This is a genomic window from Streptosporangium amethystogenes subsp. fukuiense (assembly GCF_042665875.1).
In the GTDB taxonomy this organism is placed as follows: Bacteria; Actinomycetota; Actinomycetes; order Streptosporangiales; family Streptosporangiaceae; genus Streptosporangium; species Streptosporangium fukuiense.
Genome location: NZ_JBHTEE010000001.1, coordinates 8,888,213 through 8,911,675, shown reverse-complemented (window position 1 = coordinate 8,911,675; position 23,463 = coordinate 8,888,213). Strand labels below are relative to the sequence as shown.

Here is a 23,463-nt window from a genome sequence, read left to right as displayed (position 1 = left end):
CGACCGTGCGACATTCGCCTCCCGTACGGAAGCGAGCGACGAAACACCGGGGCAGCGGTAACGGCTCCGCGCCTCCCGTACGGAAAAGGCGGGCGGCGGACCGCCAGGTCAGCGATAACGGCTCCGGTAGCGCGTCAGCGGCGGAACGGACGCGTCGACGTAGTCGACCCCGAGGACCTTGGCGACGAAGAGGGTGTGGTCCCCGGCCGGGACGACCTTGACCGTCTCGGCCTCCAGCGCGGTGACACCGCCGTCCACGATGAGGGCCCCGCTCCGCTCACCCCGGTGATGCGGCATGCCCGCGAGCAGCAGCCTGGCACCGGGACGTCCCGCCGCGGCGAACCGGCTGGCGATCGTCTTCTGCCCGGCCGACAGCACGCTGGCGGCCCAGCGGTCGTGCCGGAGCAGCAGCTCGTTGAGGTAGCCGGTGTTGTCCAGGCTCACCATCACCAGCGGCGGGTCCAGCGAGATCGAGGTGAACGTGCCGACCGTGACCCCCACGTCATCCCGCTCGTCCTTCACCGTGACGACCGTCACCCCGGTCACCACCTGGGCCATGGCCTCGACGAACTCGTTCATGCGGCAATCATCCCGGAGCCTGGTGTAGGCGGGACATCCGCCCGGCAAAGCCGTGGTCGCACGCGGCTGATCAAGGTTCCGCCAGGTAGAACAGTGACGACACTGGGCGGGATCACCCTTGACCGCTTCCGGACACAATCTCCCCATCACCCCCGGTCACTGGCGGAGTGACGCCCTTGTCGTCATCGGATGTCCGAAAATAGGCCCTGACCACCCATTCGGATGCTTTTTCATGGCCACCACTGCTTCTTGCCAGGTGCGATCTGGGATTTCAGAAAAAACCCTCGAAGGCGAACAGTCCGAGGTGGCCAAGAGTGATCACATCCACTCCCTACGTCACCGTTTTTGTCTCGTCACTCCGCGACTATCCGTCACATCTCACTCACGTGTTCGATATCTCCCCTCCTCAAACCTGACCGTCGCGCCCGTTATTTGTTCCTTATGTAGATCTTGCGGATTTAAGTGATCTATATGTACTTTCTGATCGTTTGCTTGCATTTGATGCACTCTGAACCGTCAGCTCCGGTCTTGTTCGGGCTCCCTGACGGACTGGGGTAACGCGAGGACGCCCGTTCTCGCGCTGACGTGTTCGGAGGATGACGGCGTATGCGCCGGAGTTTGTCATGGACGTTTTCCACAGGCGCGCGTACCTGGATGGCAGTAGCCGTCACCACGCTCGTGACCCCGGGCCTCCTGCTGTTCCAAGCGGTTCCGGTGTCCGCGGCGGTGCAACCAACCGCGCTGATCAACGGCACTCCTGACACACCCCGGCAGTTGACCGGTTCGGCGGCAGGGCTTGGGTCGCTGGTCGATTCCACCGTCACAGCGACGACGGCGAAGGTACCCTCCGGCCCCGAGCAGGCCCCCCGAGGTGTTCCGGACGCGTTGCCGCTGGAGAAGCGACCCAGCTCAAAGACCGCTCAGCCCGCAGCGGACCCCGACAAGGGCTCCTCTGCGGCTGCGGCGCGCAAGGCGCAGAGCATGGATGTCGTGTCCAACGCCACGGTGTCGGCCCTGACCGCCTGGTGCGAGGACTACCCGCAATGGGACTCCTCCACGCGCTACAGCTACGGCAACGTCGTCTACTACGACGCGTCCCTGTGGGAGGTGACCGCTTTCAACAGCCAGGTCGGCTCGCCGCCGACTTACGGCCAGGGCTGGGTAAACCGAGGGGCGTGCTCATATCACCGGTCCCCGTGGGCAACGGCCACGTTGCCGACCGATGGCGCGCTGGTGGAATCACGGACGCCCATACTGCAGGCCCGAGGCGGCAGTAACGACTCCTACAGCACCCCGGTCGAGTTCACCTTCGAGATCTGTGACGACGAAGCGATGACGAACGAGTGCATCTCTTCTGGTGTGCTGTCGGCCGACTGGACCAATACGAAATCCTGGAAGGTCCCGGCGGGGAAACTGGCGTGGAGCAAGCAGTACTGGTGGAACGTCACCATCACCGACACGGACAACGGGATGCATACGACGTCATCGACGCTCTCCTTCACCACCGGGGTACACCAGCCGGTGATCGGCTCGCGACTGGCCGCCCGGGGAGTCAACGGCCAGGAGTTTCACCAGCTGGCCGGTAACTACACCACCGAGGCCACGGACCTGTCGGTGGCCACCTCCGGTCCTCCGTTGTCAGTGACGCGCTCCTACAACAGCATGGACGCGCGTACCGACGGGATCTTCGGCGCCGGCTGGTCGACCCGCTGGGACATGAAACTGGTCCGTGAGGTGCGCGGAGACCTGGTCTCGGCACTGGTGACCTACCCCGACGGGCGCCGAGTGCGGTTCGCCGCCAACGGAGACGGCAGTTACCAGCCGCCGCCTGGCATGTACGCCACACTGGCGGAGGTGGCCGGTGGGGGCTGGCGGCTGATGGACAAGTCCGCTACCTCGTACGTGTTCGACGCACAGGGGCGTCTGACCAGGGTAACCGACGCCCGTGGCCGAGCTCAGGAACTGCTCTACGGTACGGGCGGCAAGCTGGAGAAGGTGACTGCGGCCGGGGGCCGGTCGCTGACGTTCACCTGGAACGGCGCACACGTGGCGAGCGTGGCCAGTGATCCGGTCGGCGCAGCGGCGATCACCTGGACCTACCACTACGACGGTGAGCGACTGACGGGGGTATGCGCCCCGGTGGCTGCACCGAACTGCACCACCTACACCTACGGCACCGGCTCGCAGTACCGGGGCATCGTGCAGGACTCCGAACCGTACGGATACTGGCGGCTGGGCGAGGTGCCTGATACCTGGGATGCGGCCGACCTCGGCTCAGGGGCGGGCCCCGCGTCTTACTACGGGCTCGATACCAGCGTGTCGAACATAACGCTCGGTAAACCCGGTGCCCTGGCGGGCAGCACCGACACGGCGGTGGAGTTACGAGACGCGATGATCGAGCTGCCCGAGTACGCACTGGCGTACCTGCGAGATCACGCCTCCTTGGAGATGTGGTTCAAGACCGCTTACTCAGGAGTCCTGATGTCTGCCACTCCGGCTGACGAGATCTTCGGTGAGGGCGACAACGAACAGATGCTGTATGTCGGCACTGACGGCAAGCTGCGTGGTTCGTTCGGGGCGGTGGCCTCACCGATGGCCTCAACAGCGGCGGTCAACGACAACCAGTGGCACCACGTGGTGCTGACAATGGCGGGCACCGCTCAGACGCTCTACCTCGACGGTGCGCAGATCGGCACGATGACCGGTGCGGTCAACACCTGGCGACCGCACGCGTGGATCGGTTACGGATCCGTTCAGCGGGGTTCCGCCCCGGGACTTCCGACCGGTAGCGGGACGCAGGACTTCCCCTTCCGTGGGCAGTTGGACGAGGCCGCCGTCTACGGCAAGCCGTTGACCGCGGCCGAGGTGGCGCTGCACCACGCGGCGCGGACCGAGGCGCCGCACAAGCTCACAAAGATCACCCTGCCGTCCGGGCGGGCGTGGGCGACCAATACCTACGACGCCGGCACCGAGCGGATCACCACCCACATCGATCAGAACGGTGGCACCTGGAAGCTCGGTGCGCCCATCTACACCCAGGAAACCGGTCTCTCGGCGGTCACGGTGACCGATCCCAACAACAACACCCTCGGCTACGTCTATGATGCCTGGCGCGGTTACCGCCTGGTCAGCCAGACCGACCAGCTTGGCAAGGTCACCGCATACGAGTACGACACCGGCGGCTTCCTCAGCACGATCACGGACCCGAACAACAACGTGACAGAGCGCTCCTACGACAAACGCGGCAACGTTGTCGGGGTCAAGCAGTGCCGGAACACAAGTAGTTGCCAGACCGAGCGCTATGCGTACTACCTGAACAACAACGACCAGTTCGACGCCCGCAACGACCGGCCGATCGCCTCGCGGGACGCGCGCTCCTCCAGCGCCACCGACAACACCTACGCCACCAAGTGGGAGTACAGCCAGCACGGCGAGACACTCAAGCAGACCACCCCGGCCACCACCGACTTCCCCAGTGGCCGCTCGACCACCTTCACCTACACCGACGGCACCGAACCCGCCGTCGGCGGCGGCACCACCCCGGCCGGCCTGCGCAAGTCGGCCAAGGATTCCAAGAACAACGAGACTACCTACCGCTACACCGCCGCAGGGGACCTGGCCGAGCAGACCAGCCCCTCGGGGCTGAAGACCCAGCTCGCCTACGACGCGCTGGGCCGGGTGACCTCCAACACCCAGGTGTCGGAGGCTCACCCCACCGGTGTCACCACGACGTTCAGCTACGACAACCTCGGGCGCCTGCTCACCCGGACCGAGCCCGGGGTGAAGAACGAGGTCACCGACGTCACCCACACCGCCAAGACCACGCTGACCTACGACGCCGACGGCAACCAGCTCACCACCACCGTGGCCGACCTGACCGGTGGTGACCCCGCCCGTACGACCACCTACACCTACGACGCCAGGGGCCGGGTGGAGACGGTCACCGACCCCGAGGGCGGCGTGGTGCGCTCGGCCTGGGACGTCACCGGCGCCCAGGTCTCGACGACCGACCCGCTGGGCACCGTTCTCACCTACGCCTACACCAAGCGCGGCGAGCCGGCCTCCACCACGATCAAGAACTGGACCGGGAGCCCGGTCAGCCCGCAGGCCCCGCAGGATGTGGTGCTGGAGTCGCGCTCCTACGACCCCGGCGGACGACTGGCCGGTCAGGTCGACGCGATGGGCCGCAAGACGGCCTACACCTACTTCACCGACAACCGCCTGTCGGAGGTGATCGGTGACGATGTCCGGTTGAACGGTTCCACCACCCCGGCCGACGTGGTGCTGGAGGCCAACACCTACGACGCGGCCGGCAACCTCGTCAAGCAGGTCACCGGCGGCGGGAAGGCGACCACCGACTACGTCTACGACGCCGCCGGCCGCCTCACCTCCACCACGTTCGACCCGGCCGCCCTCAAACGCAAGACCGCCTTCGAGTACGACGCGGTCGGGAACGTCACCCAGAAGACCTTCACCGGTACGGGCACCACCCGTACCGAGTCCACGGTTTACGCCTACAACGCGCTGAACCTGGTGACCCGGCAGACCGTGGAGAACGGGGCCGACGACCTGGTCTCCACCAGCACCTACGACGACCGCGGCCTGCTGACCGCGACCACGGACCCGCGCGGCAACGCCTCCGGTGCCACCGCCGCCGACTTCACCACCACGATGCGCTACGACCTCGCCGGTCAACTCGTGGAAACGAAGGCTCCCCAGGTGAAGATCGAAAAGAACGGGTCCGCCGCCGACGGACGCCCCACCCAGAAGTACGGCTACAACAGCATCGGGCTGGCGACCCACACGGTCGACGCCGAGGGACGGACGCTCACCTCGACCTTCGACAAGGCCGGACGCCTCACCTCAGCGGTCGCCCCGTCCTACACCCCGCCGGGTGGCAGCGCCGTCATCCCCAAGGTCAGCTTCGACTACGACGCGGCGGGCCGCCAGATCAAGGTCACCGACCCGCGCAATTACGTCACCTCTACCACCTACGACGCGCTGGGACGCCCGGTCAAGGTCACAGAACCTGGCCCGTCGGGACCCGGTGGCGTCTGGGTGGCGGAGTACGACCTGCTGGGCGAGCAACTCGCGGCCATCGATCCCACCGGCGCACGCGTCGAGGCAACCTACGACGACCTCGGCCGCAGGATCACCCAGACGCAGATCGAGCGCAGGCCCACCACCGCCGCGCACACCACCACGCTGACCTATGACACCGCGGGCAACCTCACCAAGAGCGTCGCTCCCGGCGCCAAGACCACCGCCTACGAGGTCAACGCCGCCGGGCAGGTCAAGACCGTGACCGACCCGCTCACCCACAAGTTCACCCTCGGCTACGACTTCCTCGGCCGAGCCGCCAAGGTGACCGACCCGTTGGGCAACGCCACCGAGGCAGAGTACGACCTGGCCGGACGCCAGATCGCCGCCAAGGACCTCGACAGCACCGGGACCACCGTCCGTACCTTCGGCTTCGGCTACGACCCGGCCGGCAACCCGACCAGCACCACCTCCGGCGAAGGGCGCGTCATCCGTCGTACCTTCGATGCTACGGACCAGATGATCTCGCTCATCGAGCCGGTCACCACCGGCACCTCGATCACAACGACGTTCGGCTACGACGCCACCGGAGCGCGCACCCGCACCACCGACGGCCGGGGCAACGCGACCTGGACCGGCTACAACACCCTCGGCCTGGTCGAATCAATCATCGAACCATCCACCGCCGCCCACCCCAATGCCGCCGACCGGACCTGGATCAATGTCTACGACGCCTCGGGCAACGCCGTCTCCACCCTGCAGCCGGGCGGAGTACGCATCGACCGTACCTTCGACCCGCTGGGCCAGGTGGTCGAGGAGAGCGGCAGCGGTGCCTCGGTGGCCACCCCGACGCGGAACTTCACCTACGACACCGCGGGCCGGGTCACCGCAATCGGCGACTACACCTTGGAATACAACGACCGCAGCCTGCTGACCAAGGTCTCCAAGGCCACCAACCAGGTCGCCGCCTACACCTACGACGCCGTGGGCAATCCCACCCAGCGCGTCGACCCGGCCGGGACGGCGAACTACACCTGGGACAACGCGGACCGGCTCAAGACCGCGAGCGACCCGGTGACGGGACGCACCTGGACCTACGGTTACGACGACGCCGACCGACTCACCACCAAGACCTCCGCGAGCTCGGTCAACACCCAGGCTTACGTATACGACGCCGTCGACCGGCCCACCTCCCAAACATTGAAGAACAGCTCCGGCGCCGAGCTGTCGAAGATCGTCTACGGGTGGGACAAGGACGACAACCTCACCACCAAGACCACCACCGGCACCGCGGGCGCGGGTACCAACACCTACAGCTACGACCACGCCGGACGCCTCAATTCCTGGACCGCCCCCGGCGGTGCCGTCACCGCCTACACCTGGGACGAATCGGGCAACCGCACCACAGCCGGCGCCAAGACCTTCACCTATGACGAGCGCAACCGGCTCATCTCCGGCGGCGGCACCGACTACACCTACACCCCGCGCGGCACCGCCGCCACCGAGACCAAGGCCGGCGTCACCCGCGACCTCACCTTCGACGCCTTCGACCGCCTCATCTCCGACGGCGACGCCACCTACGGCTACGACGCCCTGGGGCGGATGACCTCGCGTACCAAGGGTGCCGATCAGCGACGCTTCGTCTACTCCGGCCTGGAAAACGACATCGTCACCGTCGCCGACGGCGCCAACACCACTCTGGCCAAGTACGGCCGTGATCCCTTCGGCGGTCTACTCGGCCTTCAGGAAGGGGGAACGGCCGCTCTCGGGACCATGACCGACCTGCACGACGACCTGATCGCCACCTTCTCCGGCACCGCCCTGGTCGACTCGACCGCCTACGACCCCTTCGGCGAGGTCACCCACCGCACCGGCACCCAGCGCAGCCTCGGCTACCAGGGCGAGTACACCGACCCGGACACCGGCAAGGTCAACATGCACGCCCGCTGGTACCAGCCCGGCACCGGCGCCTTCACCTCCCGCGACGACTGGACCCTGGATCCCCAGCCATCGGTTCAGGCCAACCGCTACACCTACGGCAACGGCAGCCCACTGGTCAATACCGACCCCTCAGGTCACGCCCTTCCCCTCTTGCGTGATACGGCAGGAGGCAAAATACCTGCGCCTGTACCTCCGGCCCCTAGAATACCCGTTCCTCCCCCGGTCTTCCCTATCCCCAATACAGGCAAAAGTCCCACTACAGCCCCTAGCCCTAGTCCAGGCAAAAATACCAATACAGGCTCTAACCCCAATCCAGGAAAAGGCTCCAATCCCGACCCAGGAAAAAGCTCCAACTCCGACGGCAAGGGAAGTACCGGCAGCAGGTACACCGCTACCGCCACAAGCAGCACGCAGAGCGTTACCACCAGAAGCAATACGGGAGCTACTGGTCCGCCCAGGGTGTCGCCTCCACCGCCGCCCAAGAAGCCGGAGCCGTACAAGCCCGACTTCGATCCGAACAGTCCAGAATTCAAAAACGACCCGAACAACGGCAATAACCCGATCTATCAGCGTACCCCCCAAGAAGAAGCCGACTACTACTGCACGCATCTCGGACCATGCACGGAGAGCTACACCGGCCACGTCGGAACCGATATCGTGGGCGCTATAGGAGGTGGAGGCGGCGGCGGGATCTCCTGCGAGGAATGGAACCCGGGAAACTGCGGAAAAGACTCCTGTAGCGAATCCATTGGCTTTCTGTCCTCCACATCGGTGTCCGGATGTGTGCCCAGTTCCGGCAACGATCTAGGTAACGGCACAGCTCGCCCGCGTAACTTCCCCGTACCCGATACCGACATCGACCCCGACCGGTATCCCGACGCCCCACCACTCTCGCCGGTGTCCTGTTCACCCTCCGGCTTCAACAGCTTCGCCCCGGGCACCAAGGTCCTGATGGCCGACGGCACCACCAAGCCGATCGAAGACGTCAAGGTAGGCGACTGGGTGGTGGCCGCCGACGCGACAACAGGACTGACCGCCGCCAGACGTGTCAGCCACCTGATCACCGGTGACGGCGAAAAACACCTCGTCCGCATCACCGTCACCCCGGACAAAATGACCGGCAAATCCGGAACATTGATCGCCACAGATGGTCACCCGTTCTGGGTCCCCGACCTCCGCAAGTGGGTCAAGGCCGGCGAACTCCAGCCCGGCATGCTCCTACGAACCAGCGCCGGCACCTACGTCCAACTCACCGCCATCAAAAAGTGGACCGCCACCCAACACGTCCACAACCTGACAGTAGAAGGCCTGCACACCTACCATGTGATGGCAGGCGACCAAGCTATCCTGGCCCATAACGCAGGACCTGGTGACCCAGAGCGTGGCCCGGATGGCAGATTCCTGCCTAATCCGAATCCTCTCAACCCGGACTCTCGATACGATCGGGTTTCGCTCTGGGAGAAGACTAAGCGGGACATTCGAAACGCTGCGCCGACGGATGCGAATGGCGACTTTATTGACCCTAACACGGGTCAGATTATTCCGAAGGGAGGACCCTTCCATTACGGACACAAGCCTGGTCATGAGTATTGGCGGGCTCGCGATATGGCACGGGAGAACAACTTGTCCCGAGAGCAGTTCATTGCGCATCAAAACAACGCGGACAACTATCAGATCGAGGACCCGAGTAGCAACATGAGCCATAGATACGAGAGTCCCTGTTAATGATGATCGATCGAGACGGCCGCTCTGACCTGCATCAAGCCGCCTTCACGGGTGATGTGGCTTGGATTACCCTCCTGGCCGAGGAGGGGCTAGATGTAAATCTCCCGGACCGTGACGGCTTTACTCCACTCCACTTTGCCGCACAAGAGTGGAATGTGGATGCTGCACGTGCACTACTGGATCATGGGGCATCTGTCGATCCAGTCAATCGTCATGGGAATACTCCGCTATTCGTGGCGGTGTTCAACTCTCACGGAAGGGGTGAATTGATTGTTGTTCTGCGCGAATTTGGAGCTAACCCCTTCAAGGAGAATGGCCACGGCCAGACCCCTGTGGGACTGGCTAGGCTGATCGGCAATTACGACATCGCGCAATATTTCGCCGATCTATAGAAACGAAATTCGACATCCCTTGTGATGGCTTCACCCGGGGCACCGCACGCCGTTTGACGGCTATGTTGACGGCTACAGCGACCGTGATCGTTTTTGACGGCTACGTTTCGGGGTGGTCGTCGAGGGCTCCCGCCATGCGTTCGATGACCTCGCACTGGAGGCGGAGCCGGACGTAAGCGTAGGTGTCGACGGTGATCGAGATGTGGGCATGGCCGAGCAACTCCTTGATCACAACTAGGTCCATGCCCTGATCCAGTAGGAGCGAGGCGTATGAATGCCGTAGGCCATGGAAGTGGATCATGCGCAGGCTCACGCGCTGAAGCAGAGCCTTAAAGTCACGGTTAACGTTGGCCGAATTGATCATTCCGCCGCACCGTGTTTGGAAGGAAGTTAATTAGGCCGTTAATCAGCAGCCCAAGTTGTCGAATCCTCCACTTTTGGTGCTACGGACGAATGACTGCCAATCGCTGCTTGCGAAACGCAGTATAGGTCCGTTCGGGTCCTTGCTGTCTCGTATGGCGCGGCCTCCGCCCGGAAGGGCTGCCACCTCCACGCAGTTGTCCTGCTGGGCGCTCTTGCTGCTCTTGCGCCAAGCGAGCGCAAGGGGGATTTGATCCACGGTTGTCGCCTCTACTTCTGCTGTAGCTGGTCAACCAGGGCGGCCACGTAGCGTACGGACTCCTCCACGGTCAGTGCCGCCGCCACTACGCGGTTGAAAATGAGGGTATATGCCTGAACCTCCTCTGGTCGCTCCAGAAAGAGATTGTCTGTTGGCGTCTCCAGGTAGACGATCGACGGGTCCAGGTCGCCCATGAAGTCCAGGATGACGAACCCGCTCCCCATCGCCGCATGCGCACCGCTTGAGTCAGGAAGCACCTGGACAGCAATGTTGGGTCGCATCGCCATCTGGGCGAGGTGGCTGAGCTGTTCGGCCATGACGTTGGGGCCACCGACCATCTTGCGCAGTGCTGCCTCGTCGATGACCGCCCAGATCTGCGGCGGGTCGTCGCGGTGGAGGATCGCCTGCCGGGCCAAACGCGCCTCAACGCGTCGCTGGACAGCCGTCTGATCAAGAACCTGCCCGGCCTGGAAGACCGCCGTGGCATAGTCAGCCGTTTGCAGCAGACCGGGGATGGTCACGAGCTCGACGGTGCGGATCTGGCTCGCCTCCGCTTCGAAGCCGGGGAGGCTGCCGCCGAACACGTCCTTGTATTTCGCCCACCAGCCCCTTTCACGGGACTGTCGGGCGAGGTCGAGTATCGCCTCGCGTACAGCAGGATCGACAACCTGGTAAAGGTCCAACAGAAGGCGAACATTACCGATATCAGGCAGAACCCACTTGTTCTGCTCCATATGGGTGAGGCGGCCACGCGACCATTCCAAGCGTTTGGCGACCTCGTCGTGGGTGAGGCCGGCTTGTTCGCGTAGCCGGATGAGTTCGGCACTGAGGCGCCGTCGTTTGATGGTGGGGCTGCCAGCCATATGACCTCTTTCCGCACATTAAGTGAGCGAACTACGCCATTCCTCCGCCAAAACCAGACAATATCGGCGATGAAGTTTTGGCCTTGAAAATTTTGTGGCCAGCCATCACTATGTGAAGAGTATCCAACACCGAGGGTGATCAAGGGGTGACTCTCACCCAACGCGTCTTTGGAAACTCTCAGGAAGTCCCCCTGGGACCAATGGCCGACACAGGCCGGTGCCGAGTTCAGGCCCAGGCTGTCGCCGGCCGGGACTGCTACAGAAAACGGCTCTGCCAGGCGAATGGCGTCGCCTGGCAGAGCCTCGCCCGCACACTGGAGGTGCGAACTGTGCTCAACCCTAGTAGAGCCTGCAAGATCATCAGGGTCCGCTGGCAGGCCGAGCGACCACCCTCGCCCCTGGGCTGCCGCTGGTGCGGCCATCCCCCCTACGCCCATGACGCGGACAGCCTGCCGCACCGGCCCGGTCACCTGTGGGAACAGCCCACCCCAGCCCAGGTCCGTACCCGCATGACGGCCCGGCGTCGTCTCGGGCTCTGTGGTCGGCTGCCCGCTCCCACCGTCGCCGCCTGCCCGCCGAGCCGTCCCCTCTCCGGCTCTCTCCCCAGCCGCGGACGCCACTCACGACCGGCCTCGACGACTGCCGCCCCGCCGTACGAACGAGAATCGCCGCCGGGCGTACGGCCCGGACCAGGCAGGCGCGAACCACGCCGCAGGGCGGTGACGGCATGATCTCCGTCGACACCCCCTTCCGGCACGAGCCCGTCGAGGAGATCGGAGCGCTGCATAAGCCGGCGCTGCGGTTCACCGGCTGGCATCTCTGGTACGGCAAGGCCACCGGCCGCTACTGGGCACTCTCCCCCGCCTGGTGCCGAGAGCACATCGGCCTGATCGAGGCCGACACCCCCGCCGAACTCGCCGCACAGATACAGAACATCGAGAACTACCGCCCCGGGACAGACGCCCCAGTCCCGAGCGACGAGAGCGCGGGAGGTGACCGAGATGGCAGCACGACTCCTGGCCGTACTCGTCGGCGTGCTCGCTGACCGCTTCCGCACAACGGCCGACGGCGCCGTACGGTCACCGCACCTGGGACGGATCCCCGGCTGGTCGGCGCCCCTGGGCCACACGCCCGTCATCTCTCAACGGTTCGCGGCCACCCCCGACCAGGTCAGGCCCGCACGCGTCTTCGTCGCCGAACTCCTCGGCGACGACCACCCGTTCCGCGACGACGCCGTACTCCTGACCAGCGAACTCGCCACCAACGCCGTCGAACACTCCAGCGGACCACTCGATGCCCGACCGCGCGCCACCGGACCGGTCGACCCGCCACGAGAGTTCGTCGTCACGGTGGCCTTCCTCCCCCACGGAGTACTGGTCACCGTCCAGGACCCCGGCGCCTCAAAGGTCCCCTGTACGAGAAAGCCCGGCCCAGAGGCCACCGGCGGCCGAGGACTCCTCCTCGTCAACGACCTCGCCACCCGCTGGGGCTTTCACCGCGACCCCACCGGAACCGTCACCTGGTTCGAACTCCGCTCGACCAGCGGGTAACCCCTTGATCACGGCTACGGCCTCCTCGCCGCCGGAGGCCGCGACGATATCCGCGCAGGCTACGTCTACGACGCCGCCGATCGGCTCACCTCGCACTCGGTGAAGAACAGCTCCGGCACCGAGCTGTCGAAGATCGTCTATGGGTGGGACAAGGACGATCTCCTCACCTCCAAGACCACCACCGGCACCGCCGGAGCGGGCACCAACACCTACGGCTACGACCGCGCCGGACGCCTGACCTCCTGGACCGCCCCCGGCGGCGCCGTCACCGCCTACGAGTGGGACGCCTCCGGCAACCGCACCAAGGCCGGAGCCGAGACCTTCGTCTACGACCAGCGCAACCGGCTGACCTCCGGTGCCGGGACCGACTACACCTACACCCCGCGCGGCACCACCGCCACCGAGACCAAGGCCGGCGTCACCCGCAACCTCACCTTCGACGCCTTCGACCGCCTCGTCAACGACGGTGACGCCTCTTATGGTTACGACGCCCTGGGCCGGATGACGTCACGTACCAAGGGCGCCGACCAGCAGCGCTTCACCTACTCCGGCCTGAGCAACGACCTCGTCGCCACCACCGACGGCGCGGGCGCCCTGCAGGCCAAGTACGGCCGCGACCCCTTCGGCGGCCTGCTCAGCCTCCAGGAAGGCGCCGGCCCCGCCCTCGCCACCATGACCGACCTGCACGGCGACCTGGTCGCCACCTTCTCCGGCACCGCCCTGGTCGACTCGACCGCCTACGACCCCTTCGGCAACGTCACCCACCGCTCCGGCACCCAGCGCGCCCTCGGCTACCAGGGTGAATACACCGACCCCGACACCGGCAAGGTCAACATGCACGCCCGCTGGTACCAGCCCGGCACCGGCGCCTTCACCTCCCGCGACACCGCCACCCTCAACCCAGACCCCTCCGTCCAGGCCAACCGCTACACCTACGCCAACGCGAGCCCCCTCACCCATAGCGATCCCACCGGACACAGTTCCATCCAGATCAACAACGCGAGCTCCATCACCGGCACAACTGGTAGCTCCAGCTGGCAGTCCTTCGACATGAACGCGTACATGAGCGCCCACATCGACAAGCTCTCCGCCAAAAGTTTCGATGTTACGAAAATCAACTGGCCAAAGCCGGGACAGCCGTACAATGCGTGGGGTGGCGACGGCTCGGGTCTGTATAGAAGCGACGGACTCCCGGACTGGGAACCATGGAATCCAGGAGTCTCAAATGACGAGGCGCAGCGAATTGGTTACATGACTAATGGGAGGCCGGCACCGAAGGGTTACTGGAACGAATCCAAAGAAGTCCGGGACACCTACATGTCCCTGTACAGCATTTACAAAGATGATGCCGACATGGCTAAAACCTGGTCAGTACTTAAGAAGATTGATAAAGAATCAAAGCAAAATAGGGCTTCTTCGGGATCCCCTTATGGCGGGAAGGCCTCACTTGCACTGTGTGTAACATGCAAAGCGGGCAGCAATGCGGGTAGCAAAAAGAATATTCCGCCCCCTCCGAAAGACGACAAAGACGCCAACTGGCTACAATGGCTAAGCCAGGCTGGCGTTTGCGCTACGCACGGAATGGTAAAGTGCGGTCAAATAGCTGCGATATCCGCGTATGCCGCAGGGCTCACATCAGGCATAAAAGATAGTAACAAGGCGAATGCAATTCGCCATTTCGTATGGATGGCAGGGATGGCGACAGTGGTGGGAGAAGCTGCGGCGTTGGACTTTGCCAAAGCTCACGAGGCGGGAACCGGAAGAAAGAAGTACGGTGACAGCTTGCGTGACCAGTTGAATAATATCCATTCCATGAAATACGAAAAGAACCACAGAGGGGAATTGCAAGCTATTTATTGGACGGCGTCGGTCGGGGCGGGCATCACGACCGTGATGAACCACCTAGCGATTGCCGGGAGTAAAGAATACAACGCGGGACGTATGGCAATCCTTGTTAGTGTCAACAAGCATGAAGAGCAGGTCTGGTATGGAGGAAGAATAGTTTGGCGTGGGAAAAAATAGAAAGTTTTTTCCCCTCACTAAATCTCTGCTGGTTGTCGTTTCAATAACGCTTACGGTAGCGGGGTGCACGGACACGTGTGAGTCCGAAGTAAAGAAGCTCCTCACTATGACAAAAGAAGCGACTGATAATTCGTTTAATACAGGGTGGGTCGTCTCGCGTGACACATCCGGGTGCGACTCTGGGGACAACCCTTCGGTCACCTTTTGGCTTGCCGAAAATGTTCGGTCGTCGACTGAAGTGTCCGAGAAAATGAAGATGGATGGCTGGACGGCTGTTTCAAAAAAAGACGCGAGACCCTACAATGCCGATGTTGTACTCAAGAAGTATGTTAATAACCAATCTCTGGCTGCCGCAATAAGGAATGCCCCTCAGATAAACAAAAAGATGGTTGAGGTTTTTTTCGGAGATTAAACTGCCCGAAAAGATGTCGCTGTGCACTCGCCGCCGATCACGTTTGATAAATCGCCTGGTTGAGTCGAATTCCTGGACGTCAAACACGTCTGCTGTGTCCAGCCAGGTTATGCAGGATGCGCATCTGGTCAGGCCGGACTTGACGCCACGTGACCGAACAAAAAATTTGCTCCACATCTTTACTTGTTCACCGTCGCCGGGCGCTTCATCCGAGATGGCCGAAGGCTACGGTTACGCATCGCCGTCCGCTGGCTTTGGACAGAATCATCACTGTCGTCATGCGCCTGCAAGCTTTTCCTTCACCGCTGTGGCAGCACCACCTCATCCCGGTCGGGTGGCCGGAGGAAATCTCACCCTCCGGCTCCCACAGATCCGGACGTAAGAGCCTCGAACACACTTCAAGCAATGTCGACCTCCTGTTGAAGGGAGACTAATTGGGCCATTGATCAGTAGCCCAGAGTGTCGAACGCTCCGCCTTTGATACCACCGATGAATGACTGCCAATCACTACTCGCGAAACGCAGCACAGGCCCGTTCGGGTCCTTTCTGTCTCGTACGGCGCGACCTCCGCCCGGAGGGTCTGCCGCTTCCATACAGTTGTCCTGCTGGGCGCTCTTGCTGCTCTTGCGCCAAGCGAGCGTAGGGCTGGTCCGGTCCACAATCCTCTCCTCGTACTGCGGCTGATCACCCAAATCGAACGTTTCAAAGGATGTGCATGCGTGTTCCGAGGCGGCGGATGCGTTCCCTGTAGTTGTAGCGCTCCAGGTCCAGCAGGGTTCGTACCGCCTGCCGGGCCATGGGGTGGTTACGGATGAGGAGGGGGGCCGCCTTCTCCGCGTGTTCCAGTTCGGCCGTGGCGGCCTCGCGGTGGCCGCACCAGAGCAGGGCGCGGGCGTAGTCGAGGTGGTGGTAGCCGACACGGTTGGCCGGAGCCGGACCGCCTTTCCCCGGCTCACGGCCTGGGGACCGTCACCGAGTACGGCCCGGCGACCCCGTGGATGTCGACGTTGGTCTGGCTGGTGCACATCTCGTAGTAGTTGGTGTGCTGGCGAGCCCCGAGCCGAGTGACCGCCTCTCCCGCGAGGCGGTGTCGTGACCACGCCTCGTGGCGTCGTTCCTGCGTGCCACAGTAATGGCCACTCGACTTTCGACTGGTCAGATCGCGTCTACCGTCGATTGGTAAAGGTCCTCGAATCTTCGAACCGCAGCGGTATCCGCGAAAGGGCGGAGGCGGGAACGAATGAGCTCTATGCGGTCGGTGACGCGGGCTGAGTTGACCTTGACCGCCAAGTTCAACGACTTCGAGGCGGCCTCGGTGGCCCGTTCGATCTCGCGGGCCTGAGCGTAGGCGTCGGCGAGCCAGCTCAGATAGAGGGAGACTTCCCGTGCGTGCGTGGCGTCGTAGGTGTCGATGCCCTGGGTGAGCAACGGTTCGGCCTTGAGCGGGCGGCCGAGTTCGGTGAAGCACCGGCCGGCCATCACGTCGACCTCGCCTCGGTCCAGCCAGTAGACCCACTTCGGGTCATCATCGCCGTCCCCGTGCTGCTCGAACACCCGGTCGACCGCGCCGAGTGCCCGTTCGGTGATCGCTGAATCTCCGGCCTTGGCGTGTGCCCAGGCCACTCGTTCCAGTAGCAGGGCGCGGGTGAGCGGGGTGCTTGATCGCTCAGCGCCCTTGACCGCCGTACGGGCCATCGTGGCCGCTTCCCTGGGGTCTCCCACATTGGCCATCTGGTAGCTCAACGAGGACAGCAGATTAGCCGCCGTCGGCTCATCTTCAGCGACGTGCGCGGCTTGGATGCCTTTGACATAGTAGGTACGAGCGCGACCGTACAGCCCCGCATCGGAGGCCACCCATCCCGCGAGCTGGCAGAGCTCTCCCACCGCTTTCAGAAGTCGGCGGCCCACGTCCTCGCGGTACGCGGCCTCCTTGGCGACTGTGGCGGTCGCCTCCAGCTCTTGAGAGACAAGCGTGTGCAGGTCTGTACCGCCCACGTAGTCATCGAGGTGCCGCAAATGGTCGATCCGGGTCTCGATCTTGCCGACCAACGAATGACCGACACGACGCCCCGCCCGGATCTCATGGAGCTGTGGCGGCTCCACGATCAGCCACTCGTGGGCGACGCGGAGCGCGGACTCCTCCGACATGGCTTCGCTCTCGATGACCAGCCCGGCGGCCATCGCCTCGTTGCTCTCGCGCGTCCAGCCGTCGCTGAACAGTGTCAGACGATCACCGTTCACGCTGGGCGGGGTGACGCCCAGTCGTTTGGCGCGGGACAGCACGACCGCCTGGTCCAGTAGAGCCAGCGGGAGATCCAGCACGATGCTCAACCACGGCAGCCAGGCCAGGGGCAACCGCCTGCCGCGCTCCCAGCGGGAGATCTCGTTGCGAGTGATCGTGGACTGCCCTGAAGCTCGGGCGAGCCGGTCGGCGAGGCTCGCCTGAGTGAGGCCCTTGGCCTGCCTGGACTGCTTGATCAGTTCCTCGATCGTCAGACCCTCCACGCCCCGGCTCCTTTCGCTCACCACCTGTAGGCCAGGAAGCGGCCCCCTCGCGACTGACCTGGCCTTCAAGGCGGCCCTCGACGCGGGCCCCTACGAGGCTCCTTTCATCGTCACCCAGCTGCGCTTCTCTTGGAAGAGAATTACACAGAGTTACTTGATCTCACCGGGAGAAGATATGTCGGGCGATCCCTCACCAGTGATCACCATGGATCCCTGCCAGACCACCGAGCTTCTGCAGTGCACATCGCGAGACGACGGATACGACCGGGTTCCGCGTGCGCTGGCGCTGCGGTTCACCGGCTGGCACTTCTGGTACGGCAAGGCCACCGGACACTGGTGGGCGCTCTCCCCCGCCTGGTGCCGACAGCACGTCGGCCTGATCGAGGCCGACACTCCCACCGAACTGGCCGCCCAGATGCAGCACATCGAAAACTTCTGTCCCCATCTCGCCCCCGGCCAGCCCAACCACCCCCTCTCCAGGGCAGAAGCCCCGCGCCCCGAAAGCAGCACGGACGTCAAGGGCGCCAGAAACCCCGAGCAGAACAGGATCGCGCGCACGGGAGGTGACCGAGATGGCAGCACGACTCCTGGCCGTACTCGTCGGCGTGCTCGCTGACCGCTTCCGCACAACGACCGACGGCGCCGTACGGTCACCGCACCTGGGACGGATCCCCGGCTGGTCGGCACCCATAGGCCACACGCCCGTCATCTCTCAACGGTTCGCGGCCACTCCCGACCAGGTCAGGCCCGCACGCGTCTTCGTCGCCGAACTCCTCGGCGACGACCACCCACTCCACGACGACGCCGTACTCCTGACCAGCGAACTCGCCACCAACGCCGTCGAACACTCCAGCGGACCACTCGATGCCCGACCACTCGACACCGGACCGGCCGACCCGCCACGAGAGTTCGTCGTCACGGTCGCCTTCCTCCCCTACGGCGCACTGATCACCGTCCAGGACCCCGGCACCTCAGAGATTCCCTGTACGAGAAAGCCCGGCCCAGAGGCCACCGGCGGCCGAGGACTCCTCCTCGTCAACGACCTCGCCACCCGCTGGGGCTTTCACCGCGACCCCACCGGAACCGTCACCTGGTTCGAACTCCGCTCAACCGGGGCAGCGCCGGATTGCTGAGCGAGCACCAGGAGAAGAATTCCCACGAAAACCCCGGAAAGCACATGTGCGCGGGATGACACTGAGACACCATCGGTCAGGAAAGCCTTTATTGTCACATCCACTCCGCAAAACCCGTATTTGGTGTTTACTTACCCCTCATGTCAGCTGATCTTGGTGCTTCTCGATGGGGGCCTCGTGAATGGGGTGTGCTCGGGGTCGCGGTACTGCTACTCGCGGTGAGTTTCTGGGAGTGGTTCGGTATCACCTGGGCGGTCTCGGATCAGTACGGGGACCGCACCGAGCAGTCGACGGCGAACGTCTGGCAGGCCTCCACCGCCTGGTCGGTCGCGGTGCTGCTGGTAGTGGCCGCCGCGCTGCTGTGGAGCCTGCGCGGCGTTGCTACCGCGTCACGATGGAGTCGGCCTGCCGCGCTCACCCTCGTCGTCCTCGGCATCGCCCTCACGACGTGGCAGTGGTTGAGCGTTTACTCGGTCGGAGGGACGTTCTCCAACGAGATCGAGGTGACGTCCGAGTTGCTCCCGCTCGATGATGCCGCCAAACCCGAAGAGCAGATCGGATACATCACTCGGGACATTCTGCTCAGCTTCCACCAACCCGGCTACAGCGCGGACGTACGCCCCGGTCTCTATATCGCGCTGTTTCTGCTCGTGCTGGAACTCGTCCTCATGCTCAGCGCGTTCCTTCCGCGCATCCCGCTACGGCGAGAAAGTGCTCGGACAGGATGAACGATCACATGATCGACAGGGAGCGCGTCAGGGATGTGCTGTCCATCGGGATCGCCGTCGGCGTCCCGATCTGGGGCGCCGTCGGCGCGTGGACGGCCGTCACCGTGCAGAACTACCCGTGGAACCAGTGGGTGCCGTTCGCCAACGGAGCGAGCAAGGGCGTGCTACTTGGCTTGCTCGCCGCCGTCGGTGTCGCCACCGTGCTGGCTGATGGCTCACGGCCCGGATGGCGATGGGCCGTGTTCAGCTGCGCGCTGATCGGCGGCGGCTTGCTGGGTACGATCAGGGATCTCCTTGGTCCGCCGACCCCCGCGGTGTACTTCGAGGACTCGATTCCCGATGAGCGGTGGTACGGAACGACGATGCTGCTGCACTGGACGGGCAAGGTGGTACTGCCTGCCGTGGTGTGTGCCGTGATCCTGACCCTGCTGGTGGCTCGTCCGTACCGGCGGGCACAGTCGGTCCTGGCCGGTGCGGCACTTGCCCTCGCGGGTGTCGCGCTGCTCCTGCTTCCAATGATCGCCTCAGCTCTCGCGCCCGAGGTCCAGGGCAATGGCCAGCACGTCAACGAGGGCTTCAAAGCGGGACTACTCTGCTGGGTCCTCGGAATCCCGGTGCTGGCCGTCGGCATGCTTCGAACGTTCTCGCTCCGCACCGGTCGGCGCGGAGCGCGCACAGAGCGGATGCGTTCCCGGTAGCTTCGGCGCGGCCGCCCGGTCCTTGTCTGCGGCGGCGTGGCCGAGGTCCTCCACCCCCAGGTGGATCCCGGATCCGGCATCCGTACCGGTGCTGGGACCGCCACCAGCACCGGACGGGGCGCGCCGTCGGCCGGACGACCCCCCTCTGCCATCATGGTCGTCGGCCGACGCGACGGGAGCGGTTCCAGATGCATGTCGAGACGTACGGTCCCGCCGACGCGCCGCCCGTGCTCCTGCTGCACGGTGGCGGTGTCGCCGGTTGGATGTGGGAGCCGGTGCGGGAACGTCTCGCGCACGACCACCGGGTGATCGTCCCGGACCTGCCCGGCCACGACCGCAGCGCGGACGAGACGTATCACTCCCATGCCCGCACCGTCGAAGCCTTGACGAAGCTCCTGCACGACGTGGGCGGTCGTGTCTCCGTCGCCGGGTTCTCCCTGGGCGCGCAGCTGACGGTCCTGCTCGCCGCACACCGGCCCGAGCTCGTGGAACGCGTGGTCGTGGTCAGCGCACAGGCCAAGCCCATCGCGGCCGCCGGGTTCACCCTCGGCCTGCTCGGTGCCACCGCCGGGCTCGCCCGGCAGCGGTGGTTCGCCAGGTTGCAGGCCAAGCAGCTGTTCATTCCCGGCCCGCTGCTCGACGACTACGTCCGCACGTCCGCGAGCGTCTCGAAGCAGACCCTGCTCGCCGCGGTCGGTGAGAACCTGCGTTTCACGCCGCCGCCCGCGTGGTCACGTTTCCCCCGCGAGGCGCTGATCCTCGCCGGCGGGCGTGAACGGGGCCTGATGCGGGAGTCGGCCCGCGTGCTGCACGAAGCCCTGCCGGGCAGCGAGCTGGAGATCGTGGCGGACTGCGGGCACGGCATCCCGCTGCAACGGCCCGGCTGGTTCGCGGACCGGGTGCGCGACCTGCTCGGCGCGTGACCCGGCCGCCGAGCCGCACCCCTGGGCGCTCGACGCCAGAGCAAGGTTTTCGGTCGTTCAGCGGGCCCGCAACGTGATCCTGACGCCGCCGCGGAACTCGTCGCCGAACGAGGTCGCCGCCCGCGCGGGGGGCGCCGAAGGCGTGCTCTACCCGAGGTTCACCGGGCCGACAAGACGCCTGTCAGCATCGGCGGTTTTTCAGTAGCGTGAAGTGATGTTCTTCGATCCCGTACCGACAGAACAGGAACCCGTCGCCCGCCCCGAGCTCCCGCCCTGGTCGGCCCCGTCCTCCCTGGAGATCGGAGCGGTGCTCGCGGTCGAGCGGGTGGTGGCCCGGAGTGCGAACGTCGTGGTGCTCCTGCCGACGATCCGGGTCTTCAGCACCGGCTGCATGCTGAATGTGGAGGTGGTGTCCAGGCAGGGTGACCTGTCCGGTGAGGACTGGTGGTACGTGCAGCTGGCCGGGGCCCCGATCGCCCAGGCGTTCGGGCGCGGCCGCCGACCGGACTCGCTGTTGCGGCTGGGCGTGCGGTTCGCCGACGGCACGAAGGCCACCGCCCTCGAATGGGCACGGCCCCCGAAGAGCACCCCCGGCGATCCGCCGGTCGGGCCTCAGCTGTCCTGGTCTCCGATGGGCAGCGGCATGCGCGGCGGCGAGTTCGGGTTCAGCGGCTTCGGGCTGTGGCTGTGGCCGTTGCCCCCGGCCGAGAACTTCGAGTTCGCCGTGGAGTGGCCGTTGGGCGGCATCGAGTTGACGACCGTCGAACTCGACGGCGCGGCCATCGTCTCCGCCTCCGGCCGCTCGGCGCACCACTGGCCGGACTCCAAGCAAGGGGGAGCGGGTTACGCGGTGTGAGTGTCGGCGCCGCGCTTCGTCCACGGCCTTGTCTCCGCCGGAGTCCGCGACGAGGCGCGGATGTCGCTCCAGTGGGGAAAGCCCGAAGCGCGCATTTGCCACAGCGGTATTCGTGAGTCTCACGGCATGGTGGTCGCGTCAGGATCGGAGACCTGCCCGCCGTTCTCCTCGTGCGGGGCCCTGTGCCGTGAGGTCGGCACCACGGTCTCCTCGGTGTCCTTGTCGCGAGTCACCCAGAGGTAGACCAGCGCGCCGATGAACAGCACGATCGAAGTCCACTGGTTGATCCGCAGCCCCAGGAGCGTCACCGCGTGGTCCACCCCGCCGACCGGGTCGATCCGCAGCCCCTCGATCCAGAACCGCCCGAACGTGTAGCCGGCGACGTAGAGGGCGAACAGGCGGCCGTGGCGCAGCGTGAACCGCCTGCCAGCCAGGATCAGTCCGAAACCGAGCGCCGCGTCCCACAGCGACTCGTACAGGAACGTCGGGTGGTAGAGAACGCCTGGCTCGCCGCCGTGCGCCTGGTCGATCTCCAGGCCCCATGGCAACGTGGTCGGACCGCCGTACAGCTCCTGGTTGAACCAGTTTCCCCAGCGGGCGATCGCCTGCCCGAACGCGATGCCGGGCGCGACCGTGTCGGCCACGGCCCCCAGGGAGAGCCCCCGGCGGCGGCAGGCCAGCCACACGCCCAGGCCTCCCATGGCGACCGCGCCCCAGATGCTGAGCCCGCCTTCCCAAACGAACAGCGCCTGGTAGGGCTCCTTGATCGCGCGCGGGCCGAAGTAGGTCTGCCAGTCGGTGATGACGTGGTAGAGGCGAGCCCCGATCAGGCCGAAGATCACTGCGGGGATCGCGATGTCGCCGATCGTGCCCTTCTCGCCGCCGCGGGCGCGCCAGCGGCGCTCGCTCAGCCAGATGCCGAAGCCGATCGCGATGATGAAGCACAGGGCGTAGGCCCGGATCGGGATGAACCCGAGATACCAGACCCCTTCGGAAGGACTGGGAATCGAGGCGAGAGGCATGCCGGTGAGGCTAGCCAACGCCAGGCCACCCGGCCGCCTTCGTGACCTGATCGCGAACCTTCTGCGGCGCGCCGGACGGTCGATGTGCGGAACCGAGCACCGAGCGCGGTGCGCCCGAGGAGGCCACGCCGTTGGAGGCGTCGGTGGGCTGTGAACGCGACGGGGTGGGCCGGTAGCGCACCGGTGGGGGCCGCCATGAGTACACAGCGATCCGGGGTCCGGCTGATCGGTGAGATAGGTCCTGAAGGAGGCGGTGGCCGGTGCCCAGCGCGTGATCGCAGGCGGTTCCCCCGGTCAGGAGCACTCCATCCTTGTCGCCACTTTCAACGTATAGCCGGGTGAGGGGCTTGCGGCAAGGCCCCGGTGGTCCCTCAGAATCGGGAGCCGTGCGCCGGACCGTCCCAGGGCGGGGCTCACATTCGCCATGCGGCCGGTCGGTCGTGATCCAAGCCGTC

The 23,463-nt window shown here is 65.0% G+C and carries 18 protein-coding genes; 11 read left to right on the top strand and 7 right to left on the bottom strand.

The window, feature by feature from the left end:
• Positions 1-108: 108 nt before the first annotated feature.
• Entirely contained in the window at positions 109-579 is a 471-nt protein-coding gene (locus tag ACFQVD_RS39600) for a flavin reductase family protein (RefSeq protein WP_343973049.1), read from the bottom strand.
• Between the two features lie 654 nt (positions 580-1,233).
• Here ACFQVD_RS39600 and ACFQVD_RS39595 point away from each other — a divergent pair.
• Together ACFQVD_RS39595 and ACFQVD_RS39590 are read left to right on the top strand one after the other, a co-directional pair.
• Positions 1,234-9,285 carry a GH-E family nuclease gene (locus tag ACFQVD_RS39595; protein WP_343973052.1) on the top strand — a complete coding sequence of 2,684 codons (8,052 nt, stop codon included), beginning with the start codon at positions 1,234-1,236 and terminating at the stop codon, positions 9,283-9,285.
• Positions 9,285-9,677, top strand: coding sequence for an ankyrin repeat domain-containing protein (locus ACFQVD_RS39590; RefSeq protein ID WP_343973055.1), 393 nt, complete (start codon positions 9,285-9,287; stop codon positions 9,675-9,677). The genes ACFQVD_RS39595 and ACFQVD_RS39590 overlap by 1 nt, the downstream gene beginning before the upstream one ends.
• Positions 9,678-9,777: 100 nt before the next feature.
• Here ACFQVD_RS39590 and ACFQVD_RS39585 read toward each other — a convergent pair whose 3' ends face one another.
• From ACFQVD_RS39585 to ACFQVD_RS39575, 3 genes are read right to left on the bottom strand one after another with little or no spacing between them, the layout of a single operon-like run.
• On the bottom strand, positions 9,778-10,041 hold the full coding sequence (locus ACFQVD_RS39585) for a tyrosine-type recombinase/integrase (RefSeq protein ID WP_343973058.1): 264 nt from the start codon (positions 10,039-10,041) through the stop codon (positions 9,778-9,780).
• 42 nt (positions 10,042-10,083) lie between these two features.
• Positions 10,084-10,296 (bottom strand): DUF397 domain-containing protein, encoded by a 213-nt coding sequence (locus ACFQVD_RS39580; RefSeq protein WP_343973061.1) that lies wholly within the window; start codon positions 10,294-10,296, stop codon positions 10,084-10,086.
• Positions 10,297-10,307: 11 nt separating this feature from the next.
• Positions 10,308-11,159: a helix-turn-helix domain-containing protein gene (locus tag ACFQVD_RS39575; RefSeq protein ID WP_343973065.1), complete on the bottom strand. Its 852-nt coding sequence runs from the start codon at positions 11,157-11,159 to the stop codon at positions 10,308-10,310.
• A 727-nt stretch (positions 11,160-11,886) separates the two neighbouring features.
• On the opposite strand from ACFQVD_RS39575, the gene ACFQVD_RS39570 reads away from it, so the two are divergent.
• The 3 genes from ACFQVD_RS39570 to ACFQVD_RS39560 all read left to right on the top strand — a co-directional run bounded on the left by ACFQVD_RS39570 (position 11,887) and on the right by ACFQVD_RS39560 (position 14,731).
• Positions 11,887-12,204, top strand: coding sequence for a hypothetical protein (locus ACFQVD_RS39570; protein ID WP_343973068.1), 318 nt, complete (start codon positions 11,887-11,889; stop codon positions 12,202-12,204).
• A complete protein-coding gene (locus ACFQVD_RS39565) occupies positions 12,161-12,709 on the top strand; it encodes an ATP-binding protein (RefSeq protein ID WP_343973071.1) in 549 nt (182 codons plus the stop codon). The genes ACFQVD_RS39570 and ACFQVD_RS39565 overlap by 44 nt, the downstream gene beginning before the upstream one ends.
• Positions 12,710-12,808: 99 nt before the next feature.
• On the top strand, positions 12,809-14,731 hold the full coding sequence (locus ACFQVD_RS39560) for an RHS repeat domain-containing protein (protein ID WP_343973074.1): 1,923 nt from the start codon (positions 12,809-12,811) through the stop codon (positions 14,729-14,731).
• Positions 14,732-15,589: 858 nt separating this feature from the next.
• On the opposite strand, the gene ACFQVD_RS39555 is transcribed toward ACFQVD_RS39560, so the two are convergent.
• Both ACFQVD_RS39555 and ACFQVD_RS39550 read right to left on the bottom strand, forming a co-directional pair.
• Positions 15,590-15,802, bottom strand: a complete 213-nt coding sequence (locus ACFQVD_RS39555) for a DUF397 domain-containing protein (protein ID WP_386273626.1) — start codon at positions 15,800-15,802, stop codon at positions 15,590-15,592.
• 496 nt (positions 15,803-16,298) lie between these two features.
• Positions 16,299-17,648 carry a helix-turn-helix transcriptional regulator gene (locus tag ACFQVD_RS39550; RefSeq protein ID WP_343973080.1) on the bottom strand — a complete coding sequence of 450 codons (1,350 nt, stop codon included), beginning with the start codon at positions 17,646-17,648 and terminating at the stop codon, positions 16,299-16,301.
• Between the two features lie 175 nt (positions 17,649-17,823).
• Here ACFQVD_RS39550 and ACFQVD_RS39545 point away from each other — a divergent pair, with 175 nt between their 5' ends.
• The 6 genes from ACFQVD_RS39545 (at position 17,824) to ACFQVD_RS39520 (ending at position 21,986) form a co-directional block, all read left to right on the top strand.
• Positions 17,824-18,264 carry a hypothetical protein gene (locus ACFQVD_RS39545; protein ID WP_343973083.1) on the top strand — a complete coding sequence of 147 codons (441 nt, stop codon included), beginning with the start codon at positions 17,824-17,826 and terminating at the stop codon, positions 18,262-18,264.
• Positions 18,221-18,781, top strand: coding sequence for an ATP-binding protein (locus tag ACFQVD_RS39540; RefSeq protein WP_343973086.1), 561 nt, complete (start codon positions 18,221-18,223; stop codon positions 18,779-18,781). The genes ACFQVD_RS39545 and ACFQVD_RS39540 overlap by 44 nt, the downstream gene beginning before the upstream one ends.
• Before the next feature lie 188 nt (positions 18,782-18,969).
• A complete protein-coding gene (locus ACFQVD_RS39535) occupies positions 18,970-19,509 on the top strand; it encodes a hypothetical protein (RefSeq protein WP_343973089.1) in 540 nt (179 codons plus the stop codon).
• Positions 19,506-20,207: a hypothetical protein gene (locus tag ACFQVD_RS39530; protein WP_343973092.1), complete on the top strand. Its 702-nt coding sequence runs from the start codon at positions 19,506-19,508 to the stop codon at positions 20,205-20,207. The genes ACFQVD_RS39535 and ACFQVD_RS39530 overlap by 4 nt, the downstream gene beginning before the upstream one ends.
• A 188-nt stretch (positions 20,208-20,395) precedes the next feature.
• Complete coding sequence (locus ACFQVD_RS39525; RefSeq protein WP_343973095.1) at positions 20,396-21,130, top strand: alpha/beta fold hydrolase; 735 nt, start codon at positions 20,396-20,398, stop codon at positions 21,128-21,130.
• 214 nt (positions 21,131-21,344) lie between these two features.
• Complete coding sequence (locus ACFQVD_RS39520) at positions 21,345-21,986, top strand: hypothetical protein (RefSeq protein ID WP_343973097.1); 642 nt, start codon at positions 21,345-21,347, stop codon at positions 21,984-21,986.
• A gap of 119 nt (positions 21,987-22,105) precedes the next feature.
• Here ACFQVD_RS39520 and lgt read toward each other — a convergent pair whose 3' ends face one another.
• Positions 22,106-23,008 carry a prolipoprotein diacylglyceryl transferase gene (gene lgt, locus ACFQVD_RS39515; RefSeq protein ID WP_343973099.1) on the bottom strand — a complete coding sequence of 301 codons (903 nt, stop codon included), beginning with the start codon at positions 23,006-23,008 and terminating at the stop codon, positions 22,106-22,108.
• Positions 23,009-23,463 lie beyond the last annotated feature (455 nt).